The 14,751-nt window shown below is 38.8% G+C and carries 12 protein-coding genes and 2 tRNA genes; 9 read left to right on the top strand and 5 right to left on the bottom strand.

Features of this window, described 5'->3' with window-relative positions; genetic code table 11:
• The first annotated feature begins 115 nt into the window (after nucleotides 1–115).
• The 4 genes from CIK00_RS01230 (at nucleotide 116) to CIK00_RS01215 (ending at nucleotide 2,506) form a co-directional block, all read left to right on the top strand.
• Nucleotides 116–1,315, top strand: coding sequence for an L-lactate MFS transporter (locus tag CIK00_RS01230; RefSeq protein WP_101767108.1), 1,200 nt, complete (start codon nucleotides 116–118; stop codon nucleotides 1,313–1,315).
• Between the two features lie 315 nt (nucleotides 1,316–1,630).
• Complete coding sequence (locus CIK00_RS01225) at nucleotides 1,631–2,086, top strand: L-alanine exporter AlaE (RefSeq protein WP_101767107.1); 456 nt, start codon at nucleotides 1,631–1,633, stop codon at nucleotides 2,084–2,086.
• A gap of 214 nt (nucleotides 2,087–2,300) precedes the next feature.
• Nucleotides 2,301–2,388, top strand: a tRNA-Ser gene (locus CIK00_RS01220).
• A gap of 27 nt (nucleotides 2,389–2,415) precedes the next feature.
• A tRNA-Ser gene (locus tag CIK00_RS01215) sits at nucleotides 2,416–2,506 on the top strand.
• Nucleotides 2,507–3,008: 502 nt separating this feature from the next.
• On the opposite strand, the gene CIK00_RS01210 is transcribed toward CIK00_RS01215, so the two are convergent.
• The 4 genes from CIK00_RS01210 to CIK00_RS01195 all read right to left on the bottom strand — a co-directional run bounded on the left by CIK00_RS01210 (nucleotide 3,009) and on the right by CIK00_RS01195 (nucleotide 7,300).
• Nucleotides 3,009–3,818: a nuclear transport factor 2 family protein gene (locus tag CIK00_RS01210; RefSeq protein WP_202820793.1), complete on the bottom strand. Its 810-nt coding sequence runs from the start codon at nucleotides 3,816–3,818 to the stop codon at nucleotides 3,009–3,011.
• A 135-nt stretch (nucleotides 3,819–3,953) separates the two neighbouring features.
• Complete coding sequence (locus CIK00_RS01205) at nucleotides 3,954–4,829, bottom strand: AraC family transcriptional regulator (RefSeq protein ID WP_101767105.1); 876 nt, start codon at nucleotides 4,827–4,829, stop codon at nucleotides 3,954–3,956.
• A 22-nt stretch (nucleotides 4,830–4,851) separates the two neighbouring features.
• A complete protein-coding gene (locus tag CIK00_RS01200; protein ID WP_101767104.1) occupies nucleotides 4,852–6,198 on the bottom strand; it encodes a Na+/H+ antiporter NhaC family protein in 1,347 nt (448 codons plus the stop codon).
• Between the two features lie 175 nt (nucleotides 6,199–6,373).
• Nucleotides 6,374–7,300: an aromatic alcohol reductase gene (locus CIK00_RS01195; RefSeq protein WP_101767103.1), complete on the bottom strand. Its 927-nt coding sequence runs from the start codon at nucleotides 7,298–7,300 to the stop codon at nucleotides 6,374–6,376.
• A 409-nt stretch (nucleotides 7,301–7,709) separates the two neighbouring features.
• Between CIK00_RS01195 and CIK00_RS01190 the strand changes: the two genes are divergently transcribed.
• Nucleotides 7,710–8,984 (top strand): DEAD/DEAH box helicase, encoded by a 1,275-nt coding sequence (locus CIK00_RS01190; RefSeq protein ID WP_101767102.1) that lies wholly within the window; start codon nucleotides 7,710–7,712, stop codon nucleotides 8,982–8,984.
• A 628-nt stretch (nucleotides 8,985–9,612) separates the two neighbouring features.
• Nucleotides 9,613–10,761, top strand: coding sequence for an L-threonine dehydrogenase (gene yiaY / locus CIK00_RS01185; protein WP_101767101.1), 1,149 nt, complete (start codon nucleotides 9,613–9,615; stop codon nucleotides 10,759–10,761).
• A 122-nt stretch (nucleotides 10,762–10,883) separates the two neighbouring features.
• Here the strand turns inward: yiaY and cls are convergent, their stop codons facing one another.
• Nucleotides 10,884–12,344 carry a cardiolipin synthase gene (gene cls, locus CIK00_RS01180; protein ID WP_101767100.1) on the bottom strand — a complete coding sequence of 487 codons (1,461 nt, stop codon included), beginning with the start codon at nucleotides 12,342–12,344 and terminating at the stop codon, nucleotides 10,884–10,886.
• 278 nt (nucleotides 12,345–12,622) lie between these two features.
• On the opposite strand from cls, the gene CIK00_RS01175 reads away from it, so the two are divergent.
• The 3 genes from CIK00_RS01175 to CIK00_RS01165 all read left to right on the top strand — a co-directional run bounded on the left by CIK00_RS01175 (nucleotide 12,623) and on the right by CIK00_RS01165 (nucleotide 14,683).
• Nucleotides 12,623–13,309, top strand: coding sequence for a TIGR01621 family pseudouridine synthase (locus CIK00_RS01175; RefSeq protein WP_101767099.1), 687 nt, complete (start codon nucleotides 12,623–12,625; stop codon nucleotides 13,307–13,309).
• A 138-nt stretch (nucleotides 13,310–13,447) separates the two neighbouring features.
• Nucleotides 13,448–13,654 (top strand): hypothetical protein, encoded by a 207-nt coding sequence (locus tag CIK00_RS01170; protein WP_101767098.1) that lies wholly within the window; start codon nucleotides 13,448–13,450, stop codon nucleotides 13,652–13,654.
• A gap of 87 nt (nucleotides 13,655–13,741) precedes the next feature.
• Complete coding sequence (locus CIK00_RS01165) at nucleotides 13,742–14,683, top strand: class I SAM-dependent methyltransferase (protein WP_101767097.1); 942 nt, start codon at nucleotides 13,742–13,744, stop codon at nucleotides 14,681–14,683.
• Nucleotides 14,684–14,751: the final 68 nt, after the last annotated feature.

The following is a 14,751-nucleotide window of genomic DNA, read 5'->3' as shown; positions in this document are numbered from 1 at the left end:
GATTTTATTGTTTTATTACCCCCTTGTTATCTATGGTTATTGTCGTATTTTGGTGAACAGCAGCAAGGCAATCTGCAATATGGCCTTGAGTATTTCACCAAAAAAGGACGTCACCATGACCACTCAACTCACCAGTCGTAGCCGTTATTTCACGTTACTCGGTACTGTTATTACTCAGTTTGCTTTAGGTTCAGTTTATACATGGAGTTTATTTAATTCTCAACTTGCAGGTAAGTTATCTGAGCCTGTAAGTCGTGTCGCTTTTTCTTTTGGTATTATGAGCTTGGCATTAGCCGTTGCATCATCAATGGCGGGTAAAATGCAAGAACGGTTTGGTGTACGTAACGTTACTCTGGGGGCGGGTGTTTTATTGGGTGTGAGTTTATTGCTTACTGCTCATGCTACCAATATTTGGCTATTATATATTTTTGCTGGATTGTTAATTGGCTTTGCTGACGGTACGGGTTATTTAATGACGCTCTCTAACTGCGTTAAGTTTTTCCCTGAGCGTAAAGGGTTAATTTCTGCCTGTGCGATTGGTGCGTATGGTTTAGGGAGTTTAGGTTTTAAATTCATTAATATGTACTTCCTTGAGCATAATGGTTTAGAAAGCACATTTGATTACTGGGGCATCATTGCAATGGTCATGGTTATCATTGGCGGCTTAATGATGAAAGATGCACCTAAACAACAAGTCTCTGCCACAGAATCTGCTGCAGAAGTACGTGATTTTAGTCTTTCACAATCAATGAAATGTCCTCAATTTTGGATGTTAGCTTTAGTTTTCTTAACTGTTTGTATGAGTGGTTTGTACGTTATTGGTGTTGCAAAAGACATCGGTCAGGGCTATGTACATTTATCATTAGATGTTGCTGCATCTAGCGTGGCTATTATTGCTGTAGCTAACTTAGGTGGTCGACTAGTTTTAGGTGTGTTATCCGATAAAATGGCGCGTACTAAGGTTGTCGCAATATCATTAGCAGTATGTCTAATCGGTGTGTGTGCTTTATTATTTGCTCATCAAAGTCAGATGAGTTTCTATGTTGCTGTTGCTTGTATTGCCTTTAGTTTTGGTGGCACAATTACTGTATTCCCTTCATTAGTTAGTGATTTCTTTGGTTTGAATAACCTTACTAAAAATTACGGTATCATTTATTTAGGGTTTGGTGTTGGTAGTTTCATTGGTTCAATTGTTGCTTCTATCTTCGGCGGTTTTATCGCGACGTTCTATTTAATGTTTGCATTGTTAATTGTTTCATTAATTATCGCACTAACGATTAAGTTACCTAAATTACCACAGCCATCTTTGGCGTAATAAGCCCGATAAATACATATAAATAACTAATCCGAATTTATTCTTAAATTCGGATTTTTAGTTGTTATTAATTTGCCGTATTAAATAAACTAATAGTGACAATTAAATGCTCTAATGGTTATTTTTAGACTAGATAAAAACCCTACATTTAACTCAAATAGTAGTTATTAACTCGAAACCAATATTAAATACAGAACCTTATTTTATAAAAAAGCTGTTTTAATTCGCACATGAACTACATCGTGTTGATTAGGTAGTTTTAAGTAACGTATGTAGATCCAATACTGGTTGATTTTGCTAGAGTAAGGGAAGTGAATGTCTGTTATTAAAGTGCCATTTAGAGTTAGAAATGCCGCTGCAGATATATTTGCAATGGTTGTGTTTGGCTTTATTACTGGGATGATGATTGAAATTTTTATTTCAGGCATGTCTTTTGAACAGTCATTAGCATCTCGTACGTTATCTATTCCGATTAATATTGCGATTGCATGGCCCTACGGTATGTTCCGTGATTATGTTATTGGTTGGGGTCGGAAGTTGTCGCCAACACGATGGATGAAAGGGTTATCAGATATGGTGGCATATGTGGTATTCCAGTCTCCTATCTATGCATGTATCCTTTTGGTTGTTGGTGCGAATAAAGAACAAATTATAGCGGCGGTAATGAGTAACATTTTAGTGTCAGGCGCACTAGGTGTGGTTTATGGTCAATTTCTTGAGCTATGCCGCAGAATGTTCCGTGTTACAGTGACTTCTCAACCTCTTATTTAACCTGTGTTAGTTTTATTGCTATTAGTCGAAAGCACCCTTTGAGGTGCTTTTATTGTTTTTAAATGAGAGCAAGTCATGGTTTTGGTATAAAAACAATGCGAATTGAACCATAAATAAGCATATGGAAAAAACTTCAATAAAAACCCTTGACCTAGATCCCATAAATCAATATATTACACGCCGTCGACAAGCAAAGCGTTGTTGGCAACAATGTGGTGAGGTGTCCGAGTGGCTGAAGGAGCTCGCCTGGAAAGCGTGTATACGGCAACGTATCGAGGGTTCGAATCCCTCCCTCACCGCCATATCTCTTTTAGAGAGATATAAAAATTGGAGAGATGGCTGAGCGGTTGAAAGCACTGGTCTTGAAAACCAGCATACGTTTATAGCGTATCTAGGGTTCAAATCCCTATCTCTCCGCCACATTCAAAAAAGCCGTTAACGAAAGTTAACGGCTTTTTTACGTCTGAATGAAAGTGGGTGTTTAGTTTGAGTAAGTAAAGCAGGGTTCAAATCCACTAATCCTCGAAGCAGCTCCGCCACATTCAAGAAAGCCGTTAACGAAAGTTAACGGCTTTTTTACGTCTGAATGAAAGTGGGTGTTTAGTTTGAGTAAGTAAAGCAGGGTTCAAATCCATTAATCCTCGAAGCAGCTCCTCCATATTCAAGAAAGCCGTTAACGAAAGTTAACGGCTTTTTTACGTCTGAATAAATCAACACCCGTCATTCCCTACAGTGAGTCGTAGAGTTATTGTATTCACTGCATAGTTGTATTTAGAATTCGATACGTTTGTACTTACCAAAATTTTACGACAGCACCAGATATCCTCGTAATAGAGGTAATGAGATAAAAGGAAGGATGGTTAAACAGAAAATCAAACCGTAGCAATATGGCTGCTACGGTTTATTGGATGATTGATTTAGCTTAGAAACCAAATTTACCGTTGTTGTTTTTCCATGAGTCTTTTGCTGGAATTGGTTCGATGGTGTCCCAATGCTCTACAATCTTGTTGTTTTCAATGCGGAATAAATCATAGAAAGAAACATGCTCGCCAGCAAAACTACCTTCACTGATACTTAAAACAAAGTTACCTTCACCCAATACGATATGGTTTTGGGTATAAGCCATTTTAATGCCTTGTTTGGCCATAGCTTCCAGTGCGTTGCCTAAGCCAGAAAGACCATCTGCAATCGCTGAATTGTGTTGCAGATAGTTCGCGTCACCGTCAGCAATAAAACGACCAAGTTGTGCTAATTTACCGTTAACAAGAATAGTATCAACAAAGTCAGTAACGAGTGCTTTGTTTTCTTCTGTCTTATCTAAATCACTGACTGCTGTTGCGCCATCTAGCTGCGTGCGACCACTTGGGTTTAGCGCACTTTTTTCAGTCAGGTTATCCCAGTGCTCGACGATTAAGCCATCTTCAAAGCGAAATACATCAAAACCAACTTTAGGGCCAAAGAAAGTGTAATCGGTATGGGTAAATACGTATTTACCATCTTGATAAGCACGTTTTATATCAACCTTGGCACTGTTTTCTGGGAGTGCTTGAAGGACTGCACCGAACCCTGCAAGACCATCACTAATAGCTAGGTTGTGTTGAATATATTTATCTGGATTGACATAAGCGACAGCCTGCTGCTCTCTAGTTTCAATGCTGTTAAGCAGGGCAATTGCTTTGTCTTTGTTAGATATGCTCATCGTATTTTCCTCTGTTGAAACTGACTTGTACATGCAGTGCGCATTAAAACCGTTGTGGATAAAACGGTAGAAAGACCTTTTTTGTAATCATTCCCTTTTATTGGAATGAGTAAATAATACTATAAAGGCCGAGGATAATAAGGTCAGTATAAGTAAGAAAATGGTCAATCACACACCTTGGAATTGTTTCTGAAAACGGGATGGGGTGATCAAGGTATGTTTTTTAAAATATTTTACAAAATTACTGGCATCTTCAAAGCCAAGTTCGTAAGCAAGCTGCTGGGTTGGTAGACCATCCAGAACCAGCCGTCGTTTGGCTTCTAAAATAGTGTAGGCATCGATGAGTTGCTTAGCTGTTTGGTTGCAAGCTAATTTGCATATCTGATTTAAGGTTTTGTAGGTCGTGTGCAGTTGGTCTGCATAATAGGTTGCATCTCGGGTGCGGTGGAAGTTTGTTTCAAGCCGTGCAACAAAATCATTGAACTTAGATAACTGATTTTTGTTTAATTTATCATGATGATTTTCTGGCATGACTCGGCGTAATATGAGCGACAGTGAAGAAAATAAAAACATAGTGATGAGCGGATTAGATTCCTGATAATGAAGTTCTTTGCTGATTTCAGTTAGCAATATTTCACTACTGCTTATTGTTTCTGGGTCAGGAATAAAAACAGGCTTATAAGTGTACTCGAGATGCGTTGGTACAAATTCTGGTAGTCTCATATTGGTAAGTGCTTGATTGATGAATTCTTGAGTAAATATCAGTACTTTCCCTTTTGGTTTATGGCTGAAATCAAACGCATGCACTTGGTTCTTTTGAATAAAAATAAATGCCCCTGACTCATAGGGGTAGTTCACAAAGTCAATCAGGTGGGTACCTTCTCCTTCTTCTATATGAATGATATGATTAAAATTGACTCGATGTGGCAATGTGGGGTTATGAGTGAGTCTTTCTTTGCATTGATACAACGCTTCTAAATCAATAACTTCAATTTCACAATTTGATGTTTTAACGTGATTAAAGCCGACTAAAGGGATATTCATATCATAAATACTCATTCAATATTTAAGTGTAAAAACCCATTATAAGATAAAACATCAGTGACAGTAGAGCGACAGCCAAAGTATAAGGCAACTGAGTTGCAAAGTGTTTTGCTGGTGGGCAATTAGCTGCCGATGAGGCGACAACCACTGAATCAGATATTGGTGAGCTTTGGTCGCCAAATACAGCGCCTGAAATTACTGTGGCAATAACAAGCGGTACCGATATTCCGATACTAACCGCAAGCGGTATAATAATAGGGGTCATGATGCTAACGGTTGCACCAGAACTACCTGTAGAAAATGAAATCAGCACACAAATAACAAAGATAGAAGCCGGTACAAGCCATATAGGTACCTCGTTTGATACAAAACTAGCCAGATACTTCCCCGTGCCAAGTTCTCCGGTAATTCCGCTTAATGAAAATGCTAATGTCAATATGATGGCTGCGGGTAGCATGTTTTCCATCCCTTTTACGCACCATTCTACATATTGGTTAATGTTAACTTTGCAGACTCGAAAGTAGATCCCTGATCCGATAAGCGAGATGAAACCACTCCAATAAACCGCTGAACTGATGTCTCTTGTTACGTAAGTAATAACAAGAATCGACGCTAATAAGATAGCAACAGGCAATATAATAGCCAAGATGCTGGTTTGTGGCTGATGATCAGATGAAGGTACAATATTAACTTGATTTGCAGATGTACTTTGAGCAGTGAAATCATGCTGCTTCAACGCCAGCAATAGCACTAAAGCCAGTATAGCCATCGTGTAGATTTGATAAGGTAATGCGGCTAATACATAGTACATCGGCGGCTTGTCCAAAGTGCCATTTTCCACTTGAACTGCAATTAGGCTGGCAAGGAAAATCCCTGCGCCACTAAATGGCATCAGCCAGGCTAAGGGTGCTCCGGTGCAATTAGCTATAAACGCAAGCTTTTCGCGTGAAATATCAAACTGATTAAATAGCGGACGGCCAACAAGACCAATTAACATCATGGAGCCAACTCCTTCTAGGCACATTAAAAAGCCAAAGGCGATGGTGATAAGCTGTGCACTCCCTTTTGATTTTACAATATTTCGTTTATATACCAGTTGATAAATGAGCGTATCAATGCCACCAGATTGTTTCATCACATTGATGATTGCGCCAATCATCAAGATAAATATCAAGCTTTTTACTGAGTTTGATGACTGAAAAGTATCAGCGACCGCATTGAAACTATTTGTAATACCCAGTAAGACATTATGAGATAGCAGGATAGATCCCGCCATGATGCCAGCAAAAATGGCCACATAAACTTGCTTTGTGGTGATGGCAAGCAGTATTGATAAACAGGGAGGTAATAAGGTTAACCAAGAATCCATAATGAGAACTTGTATATTAGGTTAGTGATGCCTTTATATTAATGTCTCAACACATGACATTCACGGTCAACCTCTGGCGAAAAATGGTTAATCTCGAACGTTGAAATTGCTATATCTTGTACCTTGGATAAAAAGAAATAACGAGAAGGTTATCTCTTTTTATCATGTTGGCTGATTAATCCTCGAAGACAAATTTCGCATCGTTCAATGCTTCTTCTGGGCGTTTACACACATAGTCAGGGTATAGATCACTGGCTCGTAAAGTTTGTTCGGTAAATGCAGCAAGTTTATCAATTACATAATTAACATAGTTGATGCCCCAACGCTCTTTGTCAGTTTCGTTCCCTTTCTTTGATGTGATCTCATCACCTGATTTTTCTTTCATTTCTGTGATGTATTCTGAAGAGAAGTGTTCATATTCAAAAGGATAATTAGGCCAATTCTGTTTGATTTGAGCTAACATTTCGTTTTGAGTTAAGGCATTGAAATCAACCTGGACACATTTGTTAATCGTCCGTTCATCCGTCACTGCCATAGCGGCGAGGTAGCCAATATCTTCAATATCGTGGGTATAAATAGGTAACTCAAGATTCCCAAATGTGGTGATCTTGCGAAAGAATCTTAAGTTAGGTAAGAAATAGTCAAAAATCCCACCATTATAATAAAGTGTCCAACCAATACCTGAGTTCATGAGTAAATCATGGAAGCGTTTTTTTTGGTCAAATATTTCACCATCTCCCATTTCAATCGCCTGAGTGTGGGAACCAAACTCGGTAGGTACAAATCGCTCAACACCTGCTTTTACCGCGGCTGATAGCCAAATCGGTTCGGATTTTTGGATGATTTCTTTAGAGCCAGGAACGCTTGCTACCAATGTATCAATTCCTTGAAGAATGTTTGCCATTGCATCCACATCATGCATATCTGCACACTCAACGATCTTCGCTCCCTGCTTTTCAAACTGCGCTAATTTAGCACTATTTCTTGCGTTACGCTCACGAGTGATGACGGTGACATCATGCCCTAACGTGAGTAAACCGTTAGTTAAAGGTGTCCCTATTTGACCTGTAGCACCAATAACTGCAACGTGTTTTTTGTTCATAGAAAGCTCCTAGGTGATATTTAGTAACAGGGGGGATGAGTATCAAAATGATCTAATTGAATTATTCCCTGCCTTGTTTTTCTTGTTGTAATGTTAATAGATAACAACGTTCATTTCATGGTCAGAGCGAGACTTTAAATGGTAAATAACAAACCCAAAAGGGGGGGGTAAGAGGTATTGCAATACGTACTCATATTAGAATATGTTCTGGCAGTTAATTTGCGGTTGTTTTCTGTCGTGCGATAGAACAAGCTCAAATGAAGTGGGGGACTGAAAATAACCCATCAGCAATAGCCGATAAACCCTCACCAAATACGTCAGTTACCTTCATAACAGAATATCACTAACTGAGTACAGGCTAAATAAGCTAAAATGACAGCAATTATTTTAGTTTTGAGCCTGTATATTAATGACCACTATTACAACACCAGCCAACTTTGCAGAACTTGGCCTTATTTCACCTTTGTTAGCACGATTAACGGAGCTGGAATATCAACAGCCAACGCCTATTCAAGCACAAGCTATTCCGAGTGTATTAGCGGGACGTGACTTAATTGCGGGTGCAAATACAGGTTCAGGTAAAACGGCAACATTTGCTTTGCCGTTGTTACAACAGTTGTATCAAACTAAAGCTACTGAAAATAAGAATGCGAAGGGTAACTATGTTTCAGGGCTTGTTTTAGTTCCAACCCGTGAGCTAGCAAAACAAGTTGCAGATAGCATTAAATCTTATGCGACCCATTTTAATGGCGCAATTAAAACTGTTGCTGTATTTGGTGGTGTATCAGCCAATACCCAAATGCTAGCATTACGTGGTGGTACAGATATTTTAGTGGCAACACCGGGTCGATTATTAGATTTGATTTCAAGTAATGCTATTAAGCTTGATCGGGTTAAAACCTTAGTGCTTGATGAAGCTGATCGTATGTTAAGTCTTGGCTTTACTGAAGAATTATCATCATTATTAGCATTGTTACCTAAAAACAAGCAAACGTTATTATTCTCAGCAACGTTTCCTGAGCAAGTAAAGACATTAACTCAAGAATTACTTAATGATCCGGTTGAGCTTCAATTACAAAGTGTTGATGCAAGTACGTTAGTACAGCGTGTGTTTACCGTTAATAAAGGCGAAAAAACCGCAGTATTAGCGCAATTGATTAAAGAAAATCAATGGCGTCAAACGCTTATATTTGTGAATGCTAAAAATACGTGTGAACACTTAGCGGATAAACTTTCTCGACGTGGTATTTGTGCTGAAGTATTCCACGGTGATAAAGGTCAAGGTGCACGTACTCGTGTATTAGAAGCGTTTAAATTAGGCGATATTGAAGTATTGATTGCAACTGACATTGCGGCACGTGGTCTTGATATTGAAAAGCTACCTGTTGTGATTAACTTTGATTTACCGCGTAGCCCAGCAGATTACATGCACCGTATTGGTCGTAGTGGTCGTGCGGGTGAAGTCGGTTTAGCATTATCACTGATTGATTATGAAGACAGCCATCACTTTAAAGTTATCGAGAAGAAAAATAAAATTCGACTTGAGCGTGAACAAGTTGCCGGTTTTGAAGTTGATGAGTCAGAAGCCTTATTAGCGGCAGAAAAGCCAATGGCAAAACCTGAAGGCACAGGCAAAAAGAAACGTAAAAATAAAGCTGCACCCGTTGATGATTTTTGGTCATAAGACTGATTATTAGATTGATAGCAGGCTGTCATAATAGCTTGAGCTAAACATAAAAATCCTTCGTTATAACTAATGAGGGATTTTTTATATCTGCTGATTCTTATCGTTGTTACACCCAAATAAACCGAAGGATAATACCAGAGAGATAGCAATTGGAGTCAATTTAAACGTCATAATCTTCCACCTAACAAATATGTAGCGCAGGAATGTTCACATCGATCAATCGTGAATATTCTAAGGCACTAAGAGTAATAATAAGTTGCTTTAGTTGCATAGTAGGTGGAAATACTGCTCATAGTAAGATGACAAAGTGATCATTTACTGGACTTTTGTACCGATTAAATTGAGATGTGATATTGCTTCATAAGTTATTTTAAGGCTTTATGTTTCCTTAATGAATATTATTGTTTTTATAGGGAAACAATGTGGGTGTTTTTTTGAGATCTTGCTCATGGTTTTGCATATAAGTTGCAATGTTTTTTCAATACTTGTTTTAGATCAAATAGATTTTAAAACCAAAGGCGTAAAAATACTTAAGACGTATTTTCGCTGAGTGTCATTATTTAAACCTGTTTTATAGAATAAGACATATTTAATAATGAATATTTGAAAAATAAGGTAAGTTATTATGAGCAGTGCATTTTATATCCCAAGTGTTAATTTTATGGGTGCTGGTTGTTTGACAGAAGCGGCGGATGCCGTTAAGGCTCACGGTTTTAAAAAAGCATTAATAGTAACCGATAAAGTATTAAATGAAATTGGTGTAGTTTCGCAAGTTGTTGTGCTATTAACTGAGCGTGGAATTGATTCAGTTGTTTACGCTGGTACTCAACCAAACCCAACCATTACCAATGTTGATCAAGGTTTAACACTGTTAAAAGATAACGGCTGTGACTTTGTTATTTCATTAGGTGGTGGTTCACCTCACGATTGTGCAAAAGGTATTGCATTGTTAGCAGCGAATGGTGGTCAGATTGGTGATTACGAAGGTGTTGACCGTTCTGCAAAACCACAACTACCTGTTGTAGCCATTAATACCACTGCGGGTACTGCTTCTGAAATGACCCGTTTCTGTATTATTACAGATGAAGCACGTCATATTAAAATGGCAATTGTTGATAAGAACACTACGCCATTAATGTCAGTTAATGATCCTAAATTAATGTTAGCAAAACCTGCTTCATTGACTGCTGCAACAGGTATGGATGCATTAACCCATGCTATTGAAGCTTATGTGTCTATTGCCGCTACACCAATCACAGATGCAGTTGCGATTAAAGCGATTGAATTGATTGAAGCGAACTTACGTACAGCCGTTAAAGACGGTCAAAACTTAAATGCGCGTGAGCAAATGGCTTATGCACAATTTATGGCTGGCATGGCATTTAACAATGCATCATTAGGTTATGTTCATGCAATGGCGCACCAGTTAGGTGGTTTTTATAACTTGCCACACGGTGTATGTAATGCTGTTCTATTGCCTCATGTTCAACGTTATAACGCGCAGGTTTGTCCTGAGCGTTTACGTGATGTTGCAGCAGCAATGGGTGTGAATGTGACTGAAATGACGCCACAACAGGGCGCTGCTGCTGCCATTGATGCAATCATGGCGCTATCTCAAGATGTAGGTATTCCTGCTGGCTTAAAAGATCTTAATGTGAAAGCTGAAGATGTTTCATTGTTAGCGGATAATGCATTAAAAGATGCGTGTGGTTTTACTAATCCTAAGCAAGCAACGCATGAAGAAATTTCACAAATCTTTATGGCTGCAATGTAATCGCTCATTGTTAGTGAAACAAGATTAGCAATATATAATATATAAAAAACGCCTCACTAGTTGAGGCGTTTTTGTTTTTATGATTAAGCTATTATCAAATTATTATCAGTATGTTCACCGTATTATAATAATGGGCTAAACATATAGAAGAAGCGTTCACCAAATTTATTACGTACTGAACGTTTTTCCCATTGTTCTTTATCTACAGGCTCTGAATCGGCAATGTAACTTTGCTGTAATTGGCTCAGTTTATGGGTGAACTCAAGATTATCCACCGCCATTGTGACTTCAAAATTAAGCCATAAACTGCGCATATCAAGGTTAACCGTACCGATTAAGCAGTGAGTATCATCAATCACCACTGATTTAGTGTGTAATAAACCGCCATGAAAACGGTGAATATGTACCCCTGATTTTAATAAATCACTAAAGAAAGAACGACTTGCCCATTCAACCATGGTCGAATCGTTTTTATCGGGTAGTACAATATGAACATCAATATTACGCTCAGCGGCACCTTTCATTGCATGCAATAAGTGTTCACTTGGCACAAAGTAAGGCGTGGTAATAACAATACTTTTCTTTGCTTGGTAAATACTTAATAGCAACACCTGATGAATAATGTCATCAGGCATACCCGGACCTGAAGGGATCACTTGTACCGTGTCATACTCTGGTTCATCTTCTGTTGGTATTTGGCAAGTAGGTAATGGCGGTAAAAAACGTTGTCCCGTTTCCACTTCCCAATCCCATGCTTGAATACAATTAAGCACCGAAACAGTCGGGCCACTGATTCTGACCATGACATCCACCCACTGACCGACACCCGCATCAACTTTAAAGAAGGCGGGATCAACTAAGTTCATTGAACCGGTATAAGCAATGTTGTCATCAATAACCACTATTTTACGGTGTTGACGTAAATCTAAGCGGCGTAAGAACATACGAAATGGTGAAACAGCGAGTGCTTCGACAAGCTCAATACCTGCACCTCGAATCAATTTCGGCCAATGAGAGCGGAAGAAACGCATGCTACCGGCGGAATCAAGCAATATGCGAACTCTAATACCACGTTTTGCGGCTTTAATCAGGGCTACACCTACTTCATCAGCAAGGCCGCCTGGATACCAAATATAAAACTCTAGATGAATTGAATGTTGTGCATTATTTATATCAGCAATAAGCGATCGTAAAATCTCATCGGTTGATGATTTTAATGACAGGTGATTACCGACTAATCCGGGTAACCCAAAACGGTTCTCACACAGATCGTTAATTGGTTTTGCAACATCACTCATTTTTTGTGGCATGTGGCCGGGGCAATCAGTTAGGCATTGAAACCAGCTTTGAAAGGGGAAAAACATTTCACGAGCCCGTTCCGCCCGTTTTTTTCCTAAATTAAGCTCGCCAAATAATAGATAAGCTATAACACCGCCAATGGGGACGATATAAATAATCATCATCCATGCGAGAGATACACCAACAGCTCGGCGTTTAAAGACCACACGCACAGTGACAGATGCAATTAACAGCCAATAGGCGAAAATGCCAATCCACGTTAAGATTTGATAAAACTGTTCCATCGAATGACTTCATCAATATATAAATACAATTTGTATATATAGTGCATTGAAACGGAAAAAAAACCTAATATTCAGTGCTCTTTAATGCTTATGTTGAATGATCAAGGTTATTTTTGAGGAGGCGTTACCATTTTAGTATAAAAAAATAAGGTGATTTTGATTGTCTTAGCGGTGATTAAATGTTGCGCACTGTTATAACGTTAATCTTAATACTTTTCTTTTTTTAGTGGCTAGTTATACTCGCGCCATCTTTGTACCGTAAAGGCGTTATTTTCATTATGTTTGATCTTGTTTACCAGCACACTGATTTCTTAATTATTAATAAACACCCAGGGATTAGTGTACATAAAGACGATAATGATCAGCCATTACTTGCAGCCGTTGCCGAGCAAACTGGCGATGAAAAACTGTATTTAATTCATCGGCTTGATAAAATGACATCAGGTTTATTGCTACTTGGACGCAATAAAACGGCCGCAGCTGCATTGTGCGCTAATTTTGCTGAACGTCGGGTTGAAAAGTTTTATATAGCGATTAGTACTAAAAAACCAAAGAAAAAACAAGGTGTTGTGATTGGTGATATGACCCGTTCACGCCGTAGTAGTTGGAAGTTAGAAACAACCAAAGTAAACCCTGCAATTACTCAGTTTTTTTCCACTGCTGGTGGCGAAGGCCGTCGTATCTTTTTATGTAAACCCCATACAGGCAAAACCCATCAAATTCGGGTGGCATTGCGCAGCGTTGGTTCTGGTATTACGGGTGATGATATTTATGGTAATGAAGCGGCAGATCGCGGCTATTTACATGCTTATGGTTTACGTTTTCCTTATCAAGGTGAACTACAACAATTTTTATGTCTGCCTACTATCGGAGAGTTATGGTCAACAGCTGAGGCTGAGCTAGCATTAACTAAATGGCAGCAACCTTGGATGCTATCATGGCCTGTATTAGCGAATAAAAAATAATAACATGAATTAAATGCAGATATGCACATGCTAATTGAGCATATTATAAGCAGTTGAAAAGTAAAACGTGGATGTGCATTTCTTTTTGGTATTGATAATTTATACTGTATCCAAGAATGTATTAGTTAGAGGTTTACAATGCGCAGTGCTCATTCACGTACGCTGAAAATGCGAGTTTCTCAACAAAAACGTCAATCACATCATCGTCGAAATCGTGCTCAACAACATTTGATATTACCTGAAACTACCCCGCGTCACTTTATTTCATCATCAGCAACACTGACATTACATTCCACGAGTCTTATTGATTATTCGGTTGAATATGTCTTACGTGCTCAACATTAGTAAATGACTCTATTTTATCCCACGGTTGGTATTCTGAGGCTCAACGTATAGAATAGCCCGCCTTAATTGACTACTTTGAATGATGTTATGGAAATTAGCGCTTTACCTACTTTAGAAGCCCATTTATTAACGGCTTTAGCGACACCACCATCAGAAGTTCGCCGATTGTTTCATGGCCGCGGTCGTTGTTGGCTAGGGCTTGAACAAATCACTGTTGATTGGCTTCAAGGTCAAGTACTGGTTTCCTTATTCAAAGAGCCCGATGCTGATTTTATGCAAGTGTTAACTGATTTGCTTATTACGTTAACAGAAACTGATGCTTGGCAAGCAAGTGGTGCGCGTTCTTTATTGTTGCAACATCGTGATCGTCAAGGTTCACCTATGGATGTATTGTGGGGACAAAGCTCTGACTATCAAGATGTTATTGAAAGTGGTTTAACGTATAAATTAGATTTAGGCCGTAATCAAAATAACGGTCTATTTCTTGATATGCGTTATGGTCGTGATTGGGTACGTGAGCATGCCGCAGGTAAACGAGTGTTGAATTTATTTGCTTACACTTGTGGTTTTTCTGTGGCAGCCATTGCGGGTGGCGCAGATTATGTGGTTAATCTTGATATGGCAAAAGCGGCATTAAGTCGCGGGCGTGATAATCATCACCTCAATAACCATGATTTAAAGAAAGTGAGTTTCTTAGGCCATGAGTTATTTAAGTCATGGGGTAAAGTACGCAAGATGGGTCCTTATGATTTGATCATTATTGATCCACCATCATTTCAAAAAGGCAGTTTTGCACTGACCAAAGATTACCAAAAGATTTTGCGCCGTTTACCTGAATTATTAACGGAAGAGGGTGTTGTATTAGCTTGTGTTAATGATCCAACCTTAACCAGTCAATTCTTGATTGATGGAATGGCTGCTGAAGCGCCTGATATGGTGTTTTCTCACCGTTTAGATAACCCTGCTGAGTTTAAAGATATTGAGCCAGAAGCAGGCCTTAAAGCTTTAGTTTTTGAGCGTCATTGCTAAGTTTTTAGCGTCAGAATAGACAGCTAAAACAAGAATCCCTTATCGACTCTACTATTTTTAGTTAAGCG

The sequence above is a fragment of the Photobacterium carnosum genome (assembly GCF_002849605.1).
GTDB classification, from domain to species: Bacteria; Pseudomonadota; Gammaproteobacteria; order Enterobacterales; family Vibrionaceae; genus Photobacterium; species Photobacterium carnosum.
This window is presented reverse-complemented; position numbering and strand designations above follow the sequence as displayed.